Annotated in this window: 23 protein-coding genes; all 23 read right to left on the bottom strand. The window is 44.9% G+C overall.

Annotation, left to right across the window (positions count from 1 at the left end; all coding sequences use genetic code 11):
• Positions 1-3: 3 nt before the first annotated feature.
• The 23 genes from AS030_RS08775 to AS030_RS08885 all read right to left on the bottom strand — a co-directional run bounded on the left by AS030_RS08775 (position 4) and on the right by AS030_RS08885 (position 19293).
• Complete coding sequence (locus AS030_RS08775; protein ID WP_061970638.1) at positions 4-507, bottom strand: Rieske (2Fe-2S) protein; 504 nt, start codon at positions 505-507, stop codon at positions 4-6.
• Between the two features lie 133 nt (positions 508-640).
• Positions 641-1102, bottom strand: a complete 462-nt coding sequence (locus tag AS030_RS08780; protein WP_061970640.1) for a YpiF family protein — start codon at positions 1100-1102, stop codon at positions 641-643.
• Positions 1103-1192: 90 nt separating this feature from the next.
• Entirely contained in the window at positions 1193-1729 is a 537-nt protein-coding gene (locus tag AS030_RS08785) for a ReoY family proteolytic degradation factor (RefSeq protein WP_061970642.1), read from the bottom strand.
• A 93-nt stretch (positions 1730-1822) separates the two neighbouring features.
• Positions 1823-3082: a tetratricopeptide repeat protein gene (locus AS030_RS08790; RefSeq protein WP_061970644.1), complete on the bottom strand. Its 1260-nt coding sequence runs from the start codon at positions 3080-3082 to the stop codon at positions 1823-1825.
• Between the two features lie 317 nt (positions 3083-3399).
• Positions 3400-4512 (bottom strand): histidinol-phosphate transaminase, encoded by a 1113-nt coding sequence (gene hisC, locus AS030_RS08795; protein ID WP_061970646.1) that lies wholly within the window; start codon positions 4510-4512, stop codon positions 3400-3402.
• Between the two features lie 18 nt (positions 4513-4530).
• A complete protein-coding gene (gene trpA / locus AS030_RS08800) occupies positions 4531-5349 on the bottom strand; it encodes a tryptophan synthase subunit alpha (protein ID WP_141687043.1) in 819 nt (272 codons plus the stop codon).
• On the bottom strand, positions 5339-6547 hold the full coding sequence (gene trpB / locus AS030_RS08805; RefSeq protein WP_061970648.1) for a tryptophan synthase subunit beta: 1209 nt from the start codon (positions 6545-6547) through the stop codon (positions 5339-5341). Before trpB ends, trpA begins: the two co-directional genes overlap by 11 nt.
• A complete protein-coding gene (locus tag AS030_RS08810; RefSeq protein WP_061970650.1) occupies positions 6528-7187 on the bottom strand; it encodes a phosphoribosylanthranilate isomerase in 660 nt (219 codons plus the stop codon). Before AS030_RS08810 ends, trpB begins: the two co-directional genes overlap by 20 nt.
• Complete coding sequence (gene trpC, locus AS030_RS08815; protein WP_061970652.1) at positions 7177-7935, bottom strand: indole-3-glycerol phosphate synthase TrpC; 759 nt, start codon at positions 7933-7935, stop codon at positions 7177-7179. The genes AS030_RS08810 and trpC overlap by 11 nt, the downstream gene beginning before the upstream one ends.
• On the bottom strand, positions 7916-8956 hold the full coding sequence (gene trpD, locus AS030_RS08820) for an anthranilate phosphoribosyltransferase (protein ID WP_061970654.1): 1041 nt from the start codon (positions 8954-8956) through the stop codon (positions 7916-7918). The genes trpC and trpD overlap by 20 nt, the downstream gene beginning before the upstream one ends.
• A 353-nt stretch (positions 8957-9309) precedes the next feature.
• Positions 9310-10092: a CheR family methyltransferase gene (locus AS030_RS08825; RefSeq protein ID WP_061970657.1), complete on the bottom strand. Its 783-nt coding sequence runs from the start codon at positions 10090-10092 to the stop codon at positions 9310-9312.
• Positions 10093-10202: 110 nt separating this feature from the next.
• Complete coding sequence (gene ndk / locus AS030_RS08830) at positions 10203-10646, bottom strand: nucleoside-diphosphate kinase (protein ID WP_061970659.1); 444 nt, start codon at positions 10644-10646, stop codon at positions 10203-10205.
• Positions 10647-10746: 100 nt separating this feature from the next.
• Positions 10747-11712: a heptaprenyl diphosphate synthase component II gene (hepT, locus tag AS030_RS08835; protein ID WP_061970661.1), complete on the bottom strand. Its 966-nt coding sequence runs from the start codon at positions 11710-11712 to the stop codon at positions 10747-10749.
• A gap of 9 nt (positions 11713-11721) precedes the next feature.
• Positions 11722-12570, bottom strand: coding sequence for a menaquinone biosynthesis protein (locus AS030_RS08840; RefSeq protein WP_061970663.1), 849 nt, complete (start codon positions 12568-12570; stop codon positions 11722-11724).
• Positions 12571-12635: 65 nt separating this feature from the next.
• Complete coding sequence (locus AS030_RS08845; RefSeq protein WP_074440489.1) at positions 12636-13499, bottom strand: UbiA-like polyprenyltransferase; 864 nt, start codon at positions 13497-13499, stop codon at positions 12636-12638.
• Positions 13500-13515: 16 nt separating this feature from the next.
• The gene (locus AS030_RS08850; RefSeq protein WP_061970666.1) at positions 13516-14223 is read right to left on the bottom strand and encodes a demethylmenaquinone methyltransferase; all 708 of its coding nucleotides are present in this window, start codon (positions 14221-14223) and stop codon (positions 13516-13518) included.
• Positions 14224-14225: 2 nt separating this feature from the next.
• Positions 14226-14933, bottom strand: a complete 708-nt coding sequence (locus tag AS030_RS08855) for a heptaprenyl diphosphate synthase component 1 (RefSeq protein WP_061970672.1) — start codon at positions 14931-14933, stop codon at positions 14226-14228.
• 117 nt (positions 14934-15050) lie between these two features.
• Positions 15051-15272, bottom strand: coding sequence for a trp RNA-binding attenuation protein MtrB (mtrB, locus tag AS030_RS08860; RefSeq protein ID WP_061970674.1), 222 nt, complete (start codon positions 15270-15272; stop codon positions 15051-15053).
• Between the two features lie 24 nt (positions 15273-15296).
• A complete protein-coding gene (gene folE, locus AS030_RS08865) occupies positions 15297-15863 on the bottom strand; it encodes a GTP cyclohydrolase I FolE (RefSeq protein WP_061970677.1) in 567 nt (188 codons plus the stop codon).
• Positions 15864-16051: 188 nt separating this feature from the next.
• Positions 16052-16324, bottom strand: coding sequence for an HU family DNA-binding protein (locus AS030_RS08870; RefSeq protein ID WP_061970679.1), 273 nt, complete (start codon positions 16322-16324; stop codon positions 16052-16054).
• 263 nt (positions 16325-16587) lie between these two features.
• The gene (gene spoIVA, locus AS030_RS08875) at positions 16588-18066 is read right to left on the bottom strand and encodes a stage IV sporulation protein A (protein ID WP_061970681.1); all 1479 of its coding nucleotides are present in this window, start codon (positions 18064-18066) and stop codon (positions 16588-16590) included.
• Between the two features lie 295 nt (positions 18067-18361).
• Entirely contained in the window at positions 18362-19078 is a 717-nt protein-coding gene (locus tag AS030_RS08880; RefSeq protein ID WP_061970684.1) for a hypothetical protein, read from the bottom strand.
• A gap of 14 nt (positions 19079-19092) precedes the next feature.
• On the bottom strand, positions 19093-19293 hold the full coding sequence (locus AS030_RS08885; protein ID WP_061970686.1) for a DUF2768 domain-containing protein: 201 nt from the start codon (positions 19291-19293) through the stop codon (positions 19093-19095).
• Between the last annotated feature and the right edge of the window lie 14 nt (positions 19294-19307).

Here is a 19307-nt window from a genome sequence, read left to right on the forward strand (position 1 = left end):
TGATTACGCCCCCTTTCGTGGTTTTGCCTTTCCTAGATACAATTTTCCGTCTTTTACCTGGCTGTCGTACACATCGAGAGGCGCAAGAGGCGGTGTACCTTTAATATTCGTACCGTCCTTCTCATAACGGCCCCCGTGGCAAGGACAATAAAACTGGTTCGGATGGGCAGGATCAGTATTCCAGTCAATCGTGCAGCCCAAATGTTTACAAACCGGTGAAAGCGCTATTAATTCACCTTTTCCGTTTTTGTAAACCCATGCTGATTGGGTCACCTCTGATTCATACCATCCGTCTTTCTGCTTGATTTTGAAGTTAAAACGCTTTGGTTCCTTGCCGATTTTGCTGACTTCAGTAACCGCTACCATATCCTGGCTCGCACCCTTTTCAAGAATGGGGTCGATGGCAAAACGCACCATGGGCATCAGCATTCCTGCAGCCATGAATCCTCCAACTCCGGTTAATGTGTAGTTCAAAAACTGGCGCCTGGAGATATCTTCCTTAGACATTTCGTTTCCCCCCCTTGCTGTAAATAACGTCCATCCGGACAATTGGTTTACACACATATTACTAGGACATTAACATGATAGCGTAAGTTGACTTTTACTGTCAATATGAACCTGAATCTCCAATGCTTGCTTTTTAGCTTTCCTGCCATTTATGCAAAATGACTTGAAACAGCTGTTTCACTTGCTCTTTGACAATTTCCTCCCGGTAATCTGCATCCATCGTCTCCATCGGAATGACAGGCATCCATAAGAGAGTTTCCCCAAGCTCCTGCTCTCGCTTTTTCCACCCAGGGTCACTCGTCAGAAAATAAACATGGCGGAGTCCTTCATCCTTGAGTTCCTTCACCCAGGAATGCAGGCGAAACATCAACGTTTCACTGTCTTCCTCCATCAAATACGTGAACGGGGGCAAAAGAAACAGCCGTCCGTGAAGCTGGCGCTCAGTCTCCTCTCCGATCAGCGTCGCATAATCTGCCATGCTGGCGCTTGTCCTGATGGAAGCACCGAACGACAGAGGAAGCAGCGGGATGATGGCAGTATCCACAAACTCTTTTGACTGCTGGTATACGGTAATATCTCCTGAACTCCATTTCATCTGCGAAACTCCTTTTTATGTATGTATTGTCGTTGTATTCATCATCGTATCAGAAAATAAAAAATAAAGCCCTCTTTTTTTGAAAGAGGGCTACAATTTTCTTAGTTCATCCGTAAGTTTTTGGAATGTAACTTCATCCTTTTGGTCCAGTGCCTGATCAATCTTCACCAGTATTTTTTGTCTTTTGAACTGGGAAACAGATTGATCCAATATTAGTTCGGCCCATAGTCCGTATTTGCGGTCCGTTACCATGTTGTCAGGCAGGTGCGGATTTTCCTCCAACACGGACGCGTACTCTGGCGTTAGTCTCGAGGAGTTGAAATTAAGTTCTATAAAAATATCCTCTTCCTGGTTAAGGCGAATGTCGTGGAATGATTTCTCAGCATCGGTCGTCAGCACGTTTTGTTTGTAAAAACGGAACGGAACCCCATCCGTACACTGAGCTGACATGATAATGGCTTTAGGGCAGTACTCGGCTTTTTCTACAAAGTGAACCTTTTCCATGAGCTGGTCGTCACTGACAAGGTAGTTTAACAACCAGACGCACTCACGTTTTTTTAATTGATAATGATTTAAAAACCATTTAATAAAATCCTTTTTTTCAAGGACAGAAACGGTGCTGCTCATTGTGATCCCCCCATCATTCCTAACCAAAGTATATTACTTTAGTATATTCTTGCCCTGCTCGATAAATCCTGCTTTCCGGAAAGAATAATTGAATTAAAATTCCTCCAGCCTGCTGATGGTTTCTTCCAGATGATAAAGGTTTGGGTTTAATGACAAGGCATGCTTCAGGACTGTGGATGCCTTTTCAGGTTCTCCTTCTTCAATCAGAAACATTCCGTATTCTTCTAAAAAGACTTCATGGTTTTTAAAATTAGGATAAGCTGATTCATATTGTCCACGAGCGGCTTCAAATTCTTCTGCTTCCTTGTAGGCATAGGCGAGGTCCCATGCCATCTCAGGCGTCTCATCTCCCTGTTCCTTTACATGCGTTAGGAGCTCGATGATATCATCAAACCGCTCTTCTTTCTTCAGCTGTGAAGACAGATGAAGAACGGCATCTGCATTGGAAGGGTTCAGCGCAATGACATCTCTTGCAAAGCGCTCACCTTCTTCCTGATTGCCCATTCGATACAAAAGCTTTGCTGCGCGGACTTTCAGGTCTTCATTGAATTCATCCTTGGCAATCCCCTCCCGGACAGCTTCCAATGCTTCGTCAAGCGCTCCTTCTTCCTCATAGGCAGAAGAAAGCAGGGGATAAAGGGTCGTAAAATCAGGATCAAGGTCTTTTAATTCTGTCAGGGCTGTAATTGCCGTTTTAAACTCACCTGTTTTAAAGGCCGTCAGGCCATAACCGAACAAACTGTGCAATTCTTTTTTAATCTCCAAGCCTTTTTTGTAGTACTCAAGCGCTTCCTCAAACTTGCCTCCTCTGCTCAGCGATTCGGCAAGCCTTAAGTAAAGATCTCCTTCCGGAAGGGTGTTTGCAATCGGTTCGGCTTCTTTAAAGAAGGCAGCGGCTTTCAGGAAATCGCCCCGTTGTAAATAAAGTTCACCGAGCGCATATGCAAGAACTGGTTCCTCCGGATTGCTTTTTCTGGCTTTCAGCAGCTTTTGCTCTGCCACTTCATGCAGACCCTGCATGAAGTAAAGGTCAGCCTGCAAAAGAAGGGATTGGACATATGATTCATCATAGGCACTGATTTGCCCCAGTATTTCAAGGGCTTCATCTTCTTTTTCCATTTCAATGAGGAGTTCAGCCGCAAAGATGGTAAGGTCGCCTTCTTCCGGATAGAGCGCTCTCAACTGGGTAACAATCTTTAACGCTTCATCAAGATGGCCCCAATTTTCATAAAGCCTGGCAATGTCATACAAGGTTTGATGATCGGCTTCTTTTCTTAAAACTTCAACTAGCTGGATACCCTCCTGAACATGTCCCATTTCAACAAGGGTAATGGCTTCCTGTAACTTTTCCACTGGCAAAAACTCCTTCTCTCACTACAATTGTTCTATACGATTATTATACATGAGAGTAAGGGTGTACTTCAAAAGGTACGTTTGGCTAACCTTCTATAGACAGGCTATGAGGCCTCTTCCAAAGATATGATTGCCTTCCAATAAAAAAATCCCCGACGGTGAAAGCGCTGTCAGGGAAAGCAATAATATGGATAGGAGTGGAGAGAAACCATATTAGTTATAGTATAGCAGGTACATAATAAAAATCAACCGTATTTTTCGAAAATTTTGAATACAACAAGAAAGAAGCCAAGCGATGGCTTCTTTCTTGTGATTTATTATACGGTTTCCTTTTTTATGCCGGCTGCCGTCTCCAGATAAGTTTCCAAGTGGCTGATAATCTCCTTGTTCTGGATCTCATCGCCTACCGTGATCCGCAGGCTTGTTGGAAACCCGAGCGCTGCTCCCGAGCGGACAATATAGCCCCTTTCAAGCAAATGCTGAAACAGCTTATTGGCATCTTCATTAAAATCAATCAAAATAAAATTACCCTGTGACGGATAATAGGACAGTCCATTCTTCTCGCAAAAGTCGTAATACTGCTTGAGTCCTTTTCTGTTCCTGTCCAGACATGATGCAAGGAAGTCCTGGTCTTTAATGGCTGCACGTGCAGCTGCCTGGGCAATTCTTGAAGTGTTGAACGGTTCTCTAGCCGGTTCAATGGCCCGAATAATGCGCTCGTCCGCAATTCCATAGCCGATTCTTAGTGCTGCCAGACCATAGGCCTTTGAAAAAGTCCGCATGATTACAAGGTTAGGATATTGTGAGAGGTAAGGAATGGTTTCAGGATAATCCTCCGCCACCACGTATTCATAATACGCTTCATCACTTACGACGAGAACATGCTCAGGCACCTCGGCCATAAAGGATTCAAAAGCTTTTTGGCTGATATAGTGCCCTGTTGGATTGTTTGGAGAACAGAGCCAGACAATTCTCGTGTTTTCATTAATTGCTCCGAGCATGCCTTTAAGGTCATGCTCACCGTTAATTAGCGGGACTTCACGGATTTCTGCCCCTTCGATTATTGCATTATGCTTATATTGTGGAAAGGTATGTTCCGCCATCACCGTATTGGTGCCTTCACGCAAATAACTTCTTGAAAGAATCTGGACAACTTCGTCCGAACCGTTACCGAAAATGAGTTTTTCTTGTTTAACTCCCAAAAATTCAGAAAGCTCTTCTCTCAGTTCTGCGCTGTAGCCATCCGGATATAATCCAAGATGAGCGGTTTCTGCAATAATGGCATCACGTACTGACGGGGAGCTGCCATAAGGGTTTTCGTTTGACGCCAATTTTGTAATTTTAGTCAGACCGTATTCCCGTTTTACTTCTTCAATTGGTTTTCCCGGTTGATAGGGTGTTAAATTCTGCAGTTGTTTTTTCGCCTCCACAAAGACCCTTCCTTTCTGTTAACTGTACACTTTCTTCACCGGGACCACTTTGGACAGAAAATCAGAAAACGCCGCAATGGCTTTTTCCTTTGTTTCCTCGTTCACAAGTTCAGGCCCCAGTTCTTCAATTTTTTTGACAATGGCACTTCCCATGATAAATCCATCGCATTTCCCTTCAAACTGCTGCATCTGTTCCCTGCTGGAAAGACCGAAGCCCACAAGTACCGGAACTTGGCTTGAAGCCTTGGCATTTTCCAGAAAACGGTTCAGGTCTTTGGCAAATGAAGTTCTTGTCCCTGTCACGCCAAGGGATGAAATACAGTACAAAAAGCCTTGGGCCGTTCGGCTGATCTCTCCCAGCCGCTCCTTGGATGTCGTAGGGGCAGCCAGGGAAATGAAGCTCAAGTCATGTTGCTGGCACGCCTCATGAAGCTCTTTGCTTTCTTCAAACGGCATATCCGGCACAAGAAGCCCGTCAATATCATGCTGTGCTGCCAATTCAAAAAATTTCTGTTCTCCCAATTGTAACAAAAGATTGTAATAAGTAAAGATGATAACCGGTATCGTCAGTCCTTTCTCCCGCATAATGGAGACTAGCTGTATCGCCTTTTCGAGCGACATCCCGTTTTTAAGAGCACGCAGCGACGCACGCTGGATGACCGGTCCATCAGCGAGCGGATCGGAATAGGGAATCCCCAGTTCCAAGGCCGAAGCTCCTTCCTGCTGCAGGGCAAGAGCAAGGTCAACAGTCGCTTCTGGAGAAGGATCGCCAGCTGTAATAAAAGGTACAAAAAGTGGCGTCTTTTGCGTCTGAAACTCTTTCATCCTATTGGTCATGGGAATCTTCCTCCTTCTGCTGTTCAAACAGAGTATGAACATCCTTATCTCCGCGGCCGGAGAGGCATATAATCATATTTTCGTCAGGGCTCATGGTTCTTGCTTCTTTGATCGCCTGGGCAACAGCATGCGCACTCTCAAGTGCACAAAGAATCCCCTCTTCCAGGCAAAGAATGTTCAGTGCCTCGAGCGCTTCCTCGTCGGTAATACATTGATAATCCACCCGTTTAGTGAATTTTAAGTAGGCATGCTCAGGTCCCACACCTGGATAATCGAGTCCCGCCGAGATGGAATAAGGCTCCTGGATCTGCCCTTCCTCTGATTGCAGAAGATACGTAAGTGAACCGTGGATAACGCCTTCTCTCCCGTTTGCCATTGTAGCTGCATGCAGCCCTGTCAGGATTCCCTTTCCTCCGGCTTCAACGCCTACAAGCTTTACATCCTCATTGACAAACCCGGCAAAAATGCCGATTGCATTGCTTCCTCCGCCCACACAGGCTACGATCTTATCGGGAAGCTTTCCGCCATGCATCTCCTTGTACTGGGCTTTCGCTTCAAACCCGATCACACTTTGAAACTCTTTAACAATTTTCGGATAAGGGTGCGGACCAACAGCGGAACCAATCAAATAAAACGTATCTTCAACCGCTGACACCCACTGCCGGATGGCTTCATTTGTCGCATCCTTCAAGGTCCGTGTGCCGCTGGTTACAGGTATAACTTCTGCACCAAGAAGTTTCATTCGGAACACATTCAATTCCTGTCTCCGGATGTCTTCTTCTCCCATGTATACTTTGCATTCAAGGCCGTAGCGGGCCGCCGCAGTTGCCGCCGCCACACCATGCTGGCCCGCTCCTGTTTCTGCAATGATTTTCTTTTTCCCCATCCGTTTGGCGAGGAGTGCCTGTCCGATCGCATTGTTAATTTTATGTGCGCCGGTATGGTTCAGATCCTCTCTTTTCAGATAGATGCCTGCTCCGCCGAGTCGTTCGGTCAGCTTCCCTGCATAGGTTAATGGGGTGGGTCTTCCTGAATAATGTGTAAGCTCATGTTCAAGATCCTTTTTAAAATCTTCATCATTGATCGCTTCCAAAAATCCTCTTTCCAGTTCCTCAAGGGCAAACATAATCGTTTCAGGTACGAACTTCCCGCCAAACTGGCCATATCTACCCTTGCTGTCAGGATATACTGTTTTCATTGATGATCATCCCTTCCAATTCTGTAATTGCCTCTTTGCTTTTCTTGCCGTCCATTTCAATTCCACTCGAGATATCAATTCCATGAGGCTGAAAGCTCAGCAGCCTGGTGATATTACTGGCTGAAATTCCTCCTGCAATGAAGCACGGCACTTCTTGCACCGAAGCAGCCTCAAGATAAAAGGGTACAGCTTCCCAGTCAAACGCCGTGCCTGTCCCTCCATATGCACCTGCCACTCTGGCATCGATAACATAACCGTCAGCAACGCCCGCGTATTCTGCCAGTGCCTTCCATCCTTCCTCTTCATGCCTGACCGCTTTCCAAATGGTTTTGCCAGTCTTCTTCTTTAACTGCTTCAGAAACTGGGGTGTTTCGTCCCCGTGGCACTGAATCACGTCAAGAGGAAGTACATTAAGTGCCTGTTCAATCTCCTCAATGGATGAATTCACAAATACACCCACGAGCTTTTGAGGAACCGGTTGAAGTTCCTTTAACCAGCGTGAGACTTCTTCCGGCCTCACCTTTCGTTTGCTTTGCGCAAAAATAAATCCCGCATACCCTGCAGAAGAATTCATGACAAGCTCCAAATCTTCCCTGCTCCTGCATCCGCAATACTTTACCGCGATATTCTTATTCACCATACAGCAGCTGAATTCCTTTTCCCGGAGAAGAAGCGCGCATCAAGGTTTCCCCCACTAAAATGGCATCGATGTTATGCTCACGCAAAAACGTTAGATCTTCTGCCGTTTTGATCCCGCTTTCGCTCACGGTCAGTATCCCGTCTGGAATATGGCGAGCGATGGCCTCGGTATGTGTTACATCCGTTTTGAAGGTTCTGAGGTCGCGATTATTGATTCCGATTAATTTTGGGGTAAATACATTAAGGACCCCTTCCAGCTCTTCCACAGAGTGAACCTCTACCAGACAGTCCAGATTTTCTTCACGAGCATACTCATACAGTTCATGAAGCTTTCCGGGGTCCATGGCTGCCGCGATTAATAAAATCGCATCAGCACCAATATGGGCACTCTCCCTGATCTGTACTTTATCAATGATAAAATCCTTTCTTAGCACAGGCAGCGAGACCATTTGCTTTACGGCCACAAGATCAGCTGCATGTCCGCGGAAGAAACGCTGATCCGTCAGAACGGAAATGGCTGCGGCTCCTCCCTGTTCATATGACGCTGCAATTTCAGACGGCACATAATGTTCCTTAATGACTCCTTTGGAAGGAGAGGCTTTTTTCACCTCGGCAATCAGGGCGGGTTTTCGGCTGGAATTGGCAATCGCTTCATATAGGGATACCTTTTTCTGGTTCGGCTGGCCCTCAAACTCGCGGTCAAGCTTTGTTATTTCTTCTTTTTTCACTTCAAGAATTTGTTGCAGCATAGGGTACTCCTCCTGTCTGGTTTTGTATCATTTCAAGGTGCTCAAGGGCTTTGCCACTGGCAATAAGATCCTGGGCATAAGACACTCCCTCCCGGATACTATCCGATCTTCCGGTAAGGTATAGCGATGCCGCCGTATTGTAAACCACAATATTGCGTGCCGATTCAGGTGCATTCCCCTTAAGGACTCCCTGGATTAGAGCGGCGCTTTCCTGGCTGGATGAAACGGTCACATCCTCCAGTTTACCGTACGTGAGCCCCACATCTTCCGGGGAAAGGGTAAATTCTGAAACCTGGCCATCCTTCACTTCAAAAAAGTGTGTCGGTGCAAAAATCGAGCACTCGTCCAGGCCGTCCTCCCCCGTTACAACCAATGTTCTCTGATTCTTAAACTGTGAAATGGCGATCGCCATTTTTTCGGCCGTTTCCCGGTTAAACGCTCCGATCAGCTGATGTGTAGGATGTGCGGGATTTACAAGTGGCCCAAGGATATTAAACACGGTTCGGAATGAAAGGCCTTTTCGCGTCTGGCTGGCATGGCGAAGTGCCGGATGATAATTCGGCGCAAAAAGAAAACATAAAGAAAACTCATCCAGATTTCGATTAATTTCAGATACATCACTGCTCGATTGGATACCAAGCCTGCTCAATACATCTGCACTTCCGCTTTTGGATGTAACGGCCGAATTTCCGTGTTTTGCGACTTTCACGCCGTCTGATGAAAGCATGAGCGCTGAAGCTGTGGAGATATTAAAAGTGGAAGCCCCGTCGCCACCGGTTCCACACGTGTCAAGAAGCTGCGGAAAATCGACGTGCAAAGGTAAAGTGTGATCAAGAATCGCAGTGGAAAAACCGATGATCTCTGAAATCGTTTCTCCTCTGAGACGCAGTATGGTAAGCAAACTGGAAAGTTGAACTTCTGTTGCTTTCCCTTCCAATATTTCATTCATCATTTCGTAAGCTTCACTTTCTGAATACGTTTCTCCCAGGATTCCTTTTTGAAGCAGTTCTTTTATCGCCATTGCTATTCCTCCTTAATGATTGTATAAGCATTAGGGTGCAAGGCGCGTTTCATACCGGGGTTAAATAAATTGGAAGACAAAACATGTGTTGATCCACCTCCATCAGGATGGAGAATGAATGAGGAAAAAAAGGGGACAAAAAAACCCATGCACGAAGAGGCATGGGTGATATCTATGTAATAAACCCTCTGCTCCGCTCCACTCATCATTCTCGGCTATTCTCATCTCTCTGCTAAACTCACTCTGGTTCTCTAAATTCATCTCTAAACTCTGATCAACTAAACTAAATCGTTAAAACACAAGATAAAGCATTTACTTCAATTTGTCAACCCGCAAGAATCATCGATATCTGTTCAACTGATCGGCTTCTGATAAAAAAACGGCTCCATGGGATGCAAATTGAATCTTCCCGGGTAAAAAATCTGTTCGGTGCTGCCTACAAATAGATAACCTCCCGGCCGCAATGCTTCTGAAAATTTACGGAACAGTTCCTCTTTTGCTTCTTCCGTAAAGTAAATCATAACATTCCGGCAGACAATCAGATCAAATCCATCTTCAAAGGCATCCAGCAACAAGTTATGCTGTTTAAACCTTATGTTTTTTTTTAGATGGTCCCCTATGGCTGTTCCTTTTTCAGTATCGCTAAAACATGAGGACCTTATTGCTTCAGGCACGTGCTTCAGTGCGTTGTTGTCATAAATCCCTTCCTGCGCTCTTTTAAGGGCGGCCCTGTCAAGATCTGTTGCAAGAATGGAATATTCCCTCTTTGATGAATCATTATGCAAAAGACAGGAAAGGGTATACGGCTCCTCTCCTGCAGCACATGCGGCACTCCACAGCTTCAATTTCCTCTTTTGGGCGATAAGCTCTGGAATTATCCTATGCCGAACCACATCCCATCGTTCAGGATTTCTGAAAAACTCGGAAACATTGATGGTCATCCGTTCGAGAAATTCATCCATCAGGCGCTGATCTCCTTTTAATGCATCATAATAGCCGGAAAAGCTGGCATAATTTTTTTTATCGCGCAGAGCGGTAAGGCGTCTTTTCATCTGAGCCTCTTTATACAGAGATAAATCAATAGACGTTAACAAATTGATCCGCTCAACGAAACGCATGTAATCCTGATCCATCATTCTTCCCCTTTTTTGTGGTGATACCTTGTTTATCGGTTGAAAAGGGACAACTTTTACTTTTCTACAAAATGAAAAAACCAGCCGCAGCGGGCTGGTTTGTAACGCTTACATTAAATCCAGGAAGAACCTGCTTTTTCGTATTGTACGAGCTCTTCTTCATGAAAGAATAATCCGATTTCACGTTCAGCGCTCTCGGGAGAATCAGATCCGTGGATCACATTGTTGCTCACCTGAACTGCAAAATCTCCGCGGATGGTGCCCGGTGCAGCTTCGCCAGGGTTGGTTTTGCCCATCATGTTTCTTGCAGTTGCAATTACATTTTCACCTTGCCATACCATTGCAAATACAGGCCCGGACGTAATAAAGTTTACAAGATCACCGAAAAAAGGACGTTCTTTGTGCTCAGCATAATGATTTTCCGCAAGCTCGCGTGAAATGGTCATCAATTTTGCACCAGCGAGCTGGAATCCTTTTTTCTCGAATCGTGAAACGATCTCTCCGATCAGATTGCGTTGAACACCGTCGGGCTTTACCATTAGAAACGTTTGTTCCACAATAATTCTCCCCTATCTTCTATGTAGTTGCTTTTGAGGGTCGTCTATAATCTTCAACCCCTAGAAAATAGTAACAAAGATTAAGGTATTTAGCAACGTGTTAAAATTTCCGGCGGCCAATATATTTAGCAATCTTGATCATGCTGTTTTTCGCCTGTCCCGCAGGCAGACCTTCCGCTGCAGCAAGCGCATCTGCCAAATAAGACTGTGCCGTTTTGGAGGCACGCTGGATGGATCCGCTTGTCTTTATTGTATCAATAATGGATGAAAGCTCGCTTTCATCCATCGTTTTGTAAAAACGGCCGATTTTCTCTTTAAGTCCGGGAAGCTGTTGCATGGCATAAAAAACAGGAAGGGTAATATTGCCCTGCCTCAAATCGCCGCCTGCGGGTTTACCCAGCTCCTTCTCGGTGCCCGTAAAGTCCAGGATGTCATCGGTAATCTGATACGCCATTCCAACCGAATATCCAAAGCGGTACAGTCGCTGCTGAAGCTCGATTGAAGCATTCGAAGCAATGGCGCCAAGCTGGCAGCTGATGGCAATAAGCAGTGCGGTTTTTCTTTTGATCCTGCGCAAATACTGCCGGACATTCTGATTAAGATCATATTGTTCCCTGATTTGCTGGATTTCGCCAAGCGACATTTCCTTCATGGCATAAGACAAAATCTGATGTGCGGCAATTTGATGAATATCCGACATCAGTTCAATTGCCTTGGCAAACAGGAAGTCGCCCGTATACATGGCTACTTTGTTGTCGTAAGCCGCCTTTACCGTTTTTGCTCCACGCCGCAATTCAGCGTCATCAATCACATCATCGTGAACGAGCGAAGCCATATGGATGGTTTCAAGAGCAGCTGCCACCTTTTTGACAGGTTCAATATCATAATTTCCAAAATGTCCGGAAAGCACTACAAAAACGGGGCGGATTCGTTTTCCGCCCGCTTTCAGCAACTGGTTTCCTGCGTTCTGCATAATAGGGTGCTGAGAGGAAATGGTCTGTTCCAGTTCTTTTTCAATCTGTTGTAAATCCTTTTTAACATGCGTATACAGTTCTGTCAGTTTCATTTTCTTCACCTAAATGCCCTGTAAGGAATAATTGAAAAATGTAAATTCAGGAAGAGATTGAATGAAGGAATGCTTATAGGCCAGTTCAAAATAAAGCTTCAGCCCCTTAATATGGTTTTCACTCAAATCATAATTAATGCCCTGGAAGTAATGGGACCAAAACGCGGATTCGCCGCCATGCTCATGAAGGACATCTTCAATCATTTCCTGGTAGCCATCCGCCTTTGTACGGCCTTTACTTTCCGTCATTTGAATCAGGAGTTTCTCCAAGAGTGGAGCTTCTCTTTTGATCGCATCGTTTCTTACTGCCATGACGGCATACGTCATTGGAAGGTTGGTATTCTCATACCATAGTTCTCCAAGGTCATAGACGTAAATATCTTTTTCCTGCCTCCAGCCACCTTTAATCGCATCCTCTCCGATCAAGAGGCAAGCATCATAGCTGGAGAGCATCTCGTCATAATTCGGAGTCATTGTTTCATAGTAAGGATTCACGCCTATAAATTCTTTTAGGATCACCTTCAATAAAGCGACTGAAGTTGCCGAGCTTGAGGTCAGGGCTATACTTCGTCCGTCCAACTCTTCAATTTTTATTTTGGAGAATAAAAGAATGGAACCTACCTTTCCGTACGTAGAAACAGACAGGTTGGGAAAAAGACTGTACTGGTGACTGTTCTCGCCGTAGGCAAATGACGATATTCCGCCCAGATCAATTTCTCCCCTTGCCATTCTGCGGTTTAATTCGGCCGGAACCTGCGGGATAAACTGGGCTCCGGTCTTTTCAATTTCCTTTTTATTTAAATAAAAAAACAAAGGAAGAATGTTAGTATATTTAATTTCGCCAATATTCAGCGCCATTACTCTCCCCACCTTCTGAATGATTCATGATGCTTCCCGGGTTGTTACCCCTACAGCAAAAACTTTTATAAAAGCAAATCTCCCAAAGAGAAAATAAACATAACCACACTCAAAATTCCGTTCATTGTAAAAAACGCAAGGTTCAGCTTTGACAGGTCATCGGCGGAAACCATGGAGTGTTCATATACCATAATCGCGCCAGACAAAAATACACCTGCGAAATAAACCCAGCCAAAGGAGGATACCGCCCCTAAAACAAGAAAAGCTGTAAAGCTGATCAAATGAAAAATGCGAGCGATAACAAGGGCCTTGGGAATGCCGAAATAAGAAGGGATGGAATATAATCCGTGCTTCCTGTCATAGTCCGCATCCTGAGTGGCATAGATCACATCGAACCCGGCAGTCCAAAACACGACACCGGCATAGAGCAAAAACGCTTCAGCTGACAATGTTCCGGTTGCTCCCACCCATCCGCCAAGAGGAGCGAGGGCGATGGTCCCGCCCAAAATGACATGGCATAAATAGGTAAACCGCTTTGTATATGAATAGAATACCAGAAAGAAAACAGCAAGCGGCAACAGCCAGACAGACAGGATGTTCAGCTGGTAGGCACTGACAAAAAGCAGTACAAAAGAACCGGCAATAAACAAAGCTGCCTCTTTCATGCTGATCAGCTTTGCCGGGATGGCCCTCATGGCGGTTCTCGGATTTTTCTGGTCGATTCTCGCATCAATGACTCGATTCAGCGTCATTGCTGCACTTCTCGCGCCTACCATCGCAAGGGTAATCCAAACCCACTCCATCAGGGAGGGAAACGTTCCTTCCTCCACCACATTTCCCAGTATTGCTCCAAGGAAAGCAAACGGAAGAGCAAACAAGGTATGTTCGAATTTTATCATTTCAAGAATGATAGCTAATTTCTTAAACACAAGGCAATCTCTCTTTCTATGTTTGTTTAATTCCCATGTGCATAGCTGCCGTTCCGAACGTATATGGCTTAACCATGACACGGGTCAACCCGGCTTCTTCAAACAGGGACTTCAGTTCGTTTCTGTTTAAAAACTCCCCTGCCGATTCCTGAAGCCATGAGTATTCGTTGTAGCTTTTTGCAAGAAGCTTGCCAAGAACGGGCATGATCACTGAAAAATAGAAACGAAACAGAGGCCTGACCACCGGGGTGGTAGGCTGAGAGGTTTCTAGACAGACGACCTTGCCTCCAGGTTTTGCGACGCGGCTCATTTCTTTAACTACCTGCAGATAATCGGGGACGTTTCTCAGTCCAAACCCGATCGTTACATAGTCAAAGGTATTATCTTCAAATGGCAGCTCCATAGCGTTGCCATGGATCAGCTCCACATTTTCCATGTTAAGCGATTCTACTTTTTTCTTACCGACTTCAAGCATGTTCTGGCTAAAGTCCAGGCCTTTGACATGCCCTTTCTTGCCAACAGCTTCTGCCAGCGCTATGCTCCAGTCACCCGTTCCGCAGCAAACATCAAGCGCCATGCTTCCTTCTTTAACGGCCATCTGTTTCATCGTGTCTTTCCGCCAGCTTTTATGCCGCTGGAAGCTGATCACATTGTTCATGAAATCATATTGATTCGATATTTTTTCAAATACCGAGTGGACTCTCTGTTCCTTTAATTGTTCCATGGCTACCCTTCCTCCGGCAATAAATAGTGAGGCCCGTCAAGCAGTCCCCTCATTCTCTTTTCCATGACTGGTTTTAGCGATAACGGCTGCTTTTGTGTTTTCAATTTATGCCGGGCAAGCAGCACATCATTTTTAATTTGGAGATGATAATCTGAAAAAAGAGAGTCAGGGCAATGGGAGGTGGCAGAAATAAACAAAAATTCTGAGATAAAAGGTATGTATTGTTCTTTCTTCAGATGACGGGCGACACGGTTTAAAATCCCTGCCTCCATTCCTTTTATACTGTTGGTTACCTCTTCTGGCTTTATATGTTTGCTGTAAAAAAGCCGCATCTTGTTTTCATTGACATCCTGAATCCCCAAAGAGAGTGCACGAATTAACGCCACATCCTCACAGACGGAAAGCATAAAGTAGTAAAGGCTGCTGTAATAGTCTCCTGCCAGTACGGTCAACTGCCTCTCCTTGACATGACCATCCCTGATCTTCAAGATCGTTTCATGCGTGTCCAATGCACATTGAACAAGCATAACCGCAGCATATAACTCTTGCAGCTCCTCTCCCTCGTATCCGCTCTCGGCCAGCAGCGAACAGGTGATCAGACATTTATCCTTGTTTAACTGGGGAACATTAACATATTCCTTTAAAAACGAATGTTCCATTTTCTGTAAAACGTATTCATTTAACTTATTCACTTCATGGATGATCCTCATGTCACTGCCCCCGCATCCTGCAACTAAAGCTTACTCTATCTATTATGTATCATATCATATTGAGCATTCAACTATTGATTACTGCATAAAGAAAACTTGGCTCGTGCCAAGCTTTTTTTATACTTCCGTGTCGACTTCACCATGCCGTGTATAAATAACGGCTTTGCCCCGCACTTTCACAGCAGACGTATGTTCTGTAAATTGTGCGAGCATAACTTCGCCCTTGTCCAGCTTCTCTGAATGGTGGAAACGGGTCTCTGTCCCTCTTGTCAAACCGATGACGTTGACTCCGTTTTCTTTTGCCTTGATGACGAAAAACTCATTCTCATTTACCTTCATTCCGTACACTCCGTTCCTAAAATTTTAGCTCCGAATAAAAGTAAGAACTTCTGCCCGGGCGGCTGCATCATCTACAAAAACTCCTCTTACGGCAGAAGTTACGGTTTTCGAGCCGGGTTTCTTTACTCCACGCATGGTCATGCACATATGTTCCGCTTCAACAACAACAATCACGCCGTGCGGGTTCAGTGTTTCAACTAGAGAATCAGCGACAGTTGACGTGATTCTTTCCTGCAGCTGCGGCCGGCGAGTAACGGCTTCAACTGCACGCGCCAGTTTGGAGAGGCCTGTCACCTTTCCTCCTTTAGGGATGTAGCCGATATGGGCTTTTCCGAAAAAAGGAACCAGATGGTGTTCACACATGGAATAGAAAGGAATATCCTTAACGAGAACCAATTCTTCATGGTCTTCTCCGAAAATAGTGGCAAAGTGCTCTTTCGGATCCTGATTCAGCCCCTGAAAAACTTCCTGGTACATTTTAGCCACTCGTTTTGGTGTATCGACAAGGCCCTCACGCGATGGATCTTCGCCAATGGCCTCAAGAATCATGGTAACCGCCTGTTCTATTTTCGCCTGATCAAATTCCTTCACTGCATTATCCTCCAATTTCGTTCGTGCAACGTTCCAAGTAGTTTTACTTAACGATTGCTGTACGTTTTTCTAAACCGATTCTAGCATATGAATCAGGCAAAGGCAAAGGTAGGGGGCTAAAGTCGCATGTTTTACATAAAAAATAAAAGAACCGCACAATGCGGTTCTTGCTTGCCCTATGTATAAGCTTATTTTAGAGCATCCTTAAGGGCTTTTCCTGGTTTGAAAGCAGGTACCTTGCTTGCTGCGATTTCGATTTCTTGACCAGTTTGCGGGTTGCGGCCTTTACGAGCTGCACGCTCACGAACTTCGAAGTTACCAAAACCGATAAGTTGTACCTTATCACCTTCTTTTAGCGTATCAGCAATTGCCTCAAAAACTGCATCAACAGCTTTAGTGGCATCCTTTTTAGAAAGTTGAGTTTGTTCAGCTACTGTGTTTACAAGATCAGTCTTGTTCATTCCATTCACCTCCTCTCAAAGAACGCTGTATCTATGCTCTGAATATTCGGTTGTACTACTATCATAAAGCTCTCGCTCCTGTTTTATACAGGATTTACTAAATACTTTGATGACAAGCCTTATATTAAACGATAAGCCATAAGAATACAATGTTTTTATGCGAAAAATAGCGAAAAACCCCTATTCCCTTGGCCAAAAGGCCTATTTTTTGGAATAACCTCCTTTCTTTCCATGCAAAAAAGACTCCAAATAGGAGTCTTTTGCTATAAAATAATGGCTATTAATCCTCCGGAGCCCTCGTTTATGATACGTTCCAATGTTTCCTTCAGTTTGTACCTTGCATTTTCCGGCATGAGCGAGATTTTGCCCTGGATGCCTTCGCGTACAATTGAATTGAGTGAACGTCCAAAAATATCGGAGTTCCAAATCGAAAGCGGATCTTCTTCAAAATCCTGCATCAAGTACCTGACCAGCTCTTCGCTCTGTTTTTCCGTGCCGATAATCGGGGCAAATTCCGATTCAACATCCACTTTGATCATATGAATCGACGGGGCCACCGCTTTCAGGCGGACTCCGAAGCGCGAGCCCTGGCGAATGATTTCAGGCTCATCGAGGCTCATATCAGATAGTGCAGGTGCCGCAATTCCATAGCCGGTTTGCTTCACCATTCTGAGAGCATCCGCCACTTGATCATACTCCTGCTTCGCGTAGGCAAATTCCTGCATCAATTGTAACAGGTGGTCTTTTCCCCTGATTTCCACTCCCACAACTTCTTTTAGGATCTGGTCATACAAATCATCGGGAGCAAACAGATCGATTTCGGCAATTCCCTGCCCCATTTCAATCCCCGCAAGACGCGCATCATCAATAAACTCAAAATCGCTGAAACTGCCGACAACCCGGTCTACATCTCTTAATCTCCGGATGTCTTTCACGGTTTCTCTCACAGCTTCCTCATAGCTCTCTCTCAGCCAATGTTCCTCCCGCAGGACCATCACCCAGCTTGGCAGGTTCACATTGACTTCAAGAACCGGGAATTCGTAAAGAACTTCTCGAAGCACATTGTTGATATCATGCTCTGTCATGCTTTCCACACTCATCGCAAGTACGGGAATATCATATTTCTCATTTAATTCCTTGCGCAGCTGTTCGGTATCCGGGTGGTGCGGGTGAACGGAATTGACCACCAGAATAAACGGTTTCCCTACCTCTTTCAGCTCTTCAATGACACGCTCTTCGGATTCAATATAATCGTATCTTGGTATTTCGCCAATCGAACCATCTGTCGTCACAACCACACCCAGCGTGGAGTGCTCCTGAATGACTTTTCTTGTGCCGATTTCGGCTGCCTCATGAAAAGGAATGGGTTCATCATACCACGGAGTGTGTATCATGCGTGGACCATTTTCATCTTCATAGCCTTTTGCACTCGGTACAGCGTATCCGACACTGTCCACAAGACGGACATTCACATCAAGGCCCTCTGCCACATGAATACTCACTGCATTGTTTGGAACGAATTTCGGTTCAGTCGTCATGATGGTCTTGCCTGCTGCGCTCTGCGGAAGCTCATCCTGTGCCCGCTGGCGCTCGCCGTCGTTTTGAATGTTCGGAAGCACCACCAGTTCCATGAACCGCTTGATAAACGTTGATTTCCCTGTACGAACAGCACCGACTACTCCGAGATAAATGTCTCCTCCTGTCCGTTCAGCGATATCTTTGAAAATATCGATTTTTTCCAATTCAATTCCCTCCCGATCCAAATAAGTTCCGGATGCTATTCTTGGACATTACATCTATATGATGTTGTCCCAAAAATATGATAAGGAATGAAAGTTTTTTCATACAAAAAAGAGCGTGGACCTGAGTTCGTTGTATAGACCGGGAGAGAAGCACAATTGCTTGTGACCTTCCGTGTGCAAACTGTCCAGGTGTTCACCATGTCCGTTTTTTATATAAATAACTCTCCTCCTTTTCTATGAATGTATTAAAAAAGGGGAGAGTTCATGACTATTATTTGTGCCGCACCCTATAAACTTACCGTTTACCGATCAGGAACTCGGGTTCTCCATTCTTCACGCCATAGGGAACTGAACGCACAGGAACAAAATAGGAATTTTTCGTCAGCAGAGGGCGAATGTCTTTTCCTTCTTTATTATCTTTTGATTTTTTTAGCGCTTCGTATAAATCAATCGAATAATCCACGTGTACTTTCGAGTCATTGTCCACAAAAAACGGAAGATTTTTCCCGCTGTAAGGGCTTACGGCATAGGGTGCTTCCTTATACCCCATCTTTTTGTAATCGAGGGTATACCTTCCACTGGCCAAAATTTTGTCATAGGGAGGGTATTTGTGCGTGCGGGTATATTCCTTGAGACGAAGCTCAAGATCCTGGGCTTTGTTTACGATCACAAGATCGATCAGCTTTACCTTCGGCTTCGTTTCCGCGTCTATGAGAACATACTGAAAGGTTCCTCCTTTTTCAAACGAATTGCCTGGAGGCTGCTGCATATATTTGGGTACCAGTCGTCCAAAATCAATGGGATATTTTTCATAAATATCAGTGGATGCATCCTTATTCTTAATCGGCAAAACGGAGGTATCTTTTTTGTAGTCATTCACCGCTCCCTGCACCATTTGAATCTGGTCATTATAGGGGACCCGGTTCTCAGCTTTCTGTTGATTAGGATACAAGCAACCTGTCAGGCTGAAAAGCATACAGATGCTTGCGATAATTAAACATATTTTTTTCATTCCAGCTGCTTTCCTTATCCTTTCACCGGACCGCTAAAGACGACGAGTACAATTAGTATGCCTGCCGTGAACATGCAAAGATATGCGATAGCTGCCAGTATGTATTTAAAAAAGCCTTTTAATTTCGCCCTGCTGATCATAATCGAAAAAACGGCAATAAACATTAGACCGATGGATGACAGAGCGATCCACATTTTCATTAATCCTGCGTCCATATGTATCCTCCTTT

The organism is Fictibacillus enclensis (genome assembly GCF_001457035.1).
In the GTDB taxonomy this organism is placed as follows: Bacteria; Bacillota; Bacilli; order Bacillales; family Fictibacillaceae; genus Fictibacillus_C; species Fictibacillus_C enclensis.

Bases quoted from the DNA above. Each gene is read 5' to 3' on its own strand.
- AS030_RS08775 (WP_061970638.1), bottom strand. From the start codon at position 507: ATGTCTAAGGAAGATATCTCCAGGCGCCAGTTTTTGAACTACACATTA.
- AS030_RS08780 (WP_061970640.1), bottom strand. From the start codon at position 1,102: ATGAAATGGAGTTCAGGAGATATTACCGTATACCAGCAGTCAAAAGAG.
- AS030_RS08785 (WP_061970642.1), bottom strand. From the start codon at position 1,729: ATGAGCAGCACCGTTTCTGTCCTTGAAAAAAAGGATTTTATTAAATGG.
- trpA (WP_141687043.1), bottom strand. From the start codon at position 5,349: ATGACCAATAGGATGAAAGAGTTTCAGACGCAAAAGACGCCACTTTTT.
- trpB (WP_061970648.1), bottom strand. From the start codon at position 6,547: ATGAAAACAGTATATCCTGACAGCAAGGGTAGATATGGCCAGTTTGGC.
- AS030_RS08810 (WP_061970650.1), bottom strand. From the start codon at position 7,187: ATGGTGAATAAGAATATCGCGGTAAAGTATTGCGGATGCAGGAGCAGG.
- trpC (WP_061970652.1), bottom strand. From the start codon at position 7,935: ATGCTGCAACAAATTCTTGAAGTGAAAAAAGAAGAAATAACAAAGCTT.
- trpD (WP_061970654.1), bottom strand. From the start codon at position 8,956: ATGGCGATAAAAGAACTGCTTCAAAAAGGAATCCTGGGAGAAACGTAT.
- AS030_RS08825 (WP_061970657.1), bottom strand. From the start codon at position 10,092: ATGATGGATCAGGATTACATGCGTTTCGTTGAGCGGATCAATTTGTTA.
- hepT (WP_061970661.1), bottom strand. From the start codon at position 11,712: ATGAAACTGACAGAACTGTATACGCATGTTAAAAAGGATTTACAACAG.
- AS030_RS08840 (WP_061970663.1), bottom strand. From the start codon at position 12,570: ATGGCGCTGAATATTGGCGAAATTAAATATACTAACATTCTTCCTTTG.
- AS030_RS08850 (WP_061970666.1), bottom strand. From the start codon at position 14,223: ATGGAACAATTAAAGGAACAGAGAGTCCACTCGGTATTTGAAAAAATA.
- AS030_RS08855 (WP_061970672.1), bottom strand. From the start codon at position 14,933: ATGAGGATCATCCATGAAGTGAATAAGTTAAATGAATACGTTTTACAG.
- mtrB (WP_061970674.1), bottom strand. From the start codon at position 15,272: ATGAAGGTAAATGAGAATGAGTTTTTCGTCATCAAGGCAAAAGAAAAC.
- AS030_RS08870 (WP_061970679.1), bottom strand. From the start codon at position 16,324: ATGAACAAGACTGATCTTGTAAACACAGTAGCTGAACAAACTCAACTT.
- AS030_RS08880 (WP_061970684.1), bottom strand. From the start codon at position 19,078: ATGAAAAAAATATGTTTAATTATCGCAAGCATCTGTATGCTTTTCAGC.
- AS030_RS08885 (WP_061970686.1), bottom strand. From the start codon at position 19,293: ATGGACGCAGGATTAATGAAAATGTGGATCGCTCTGTCATCCATCGGT.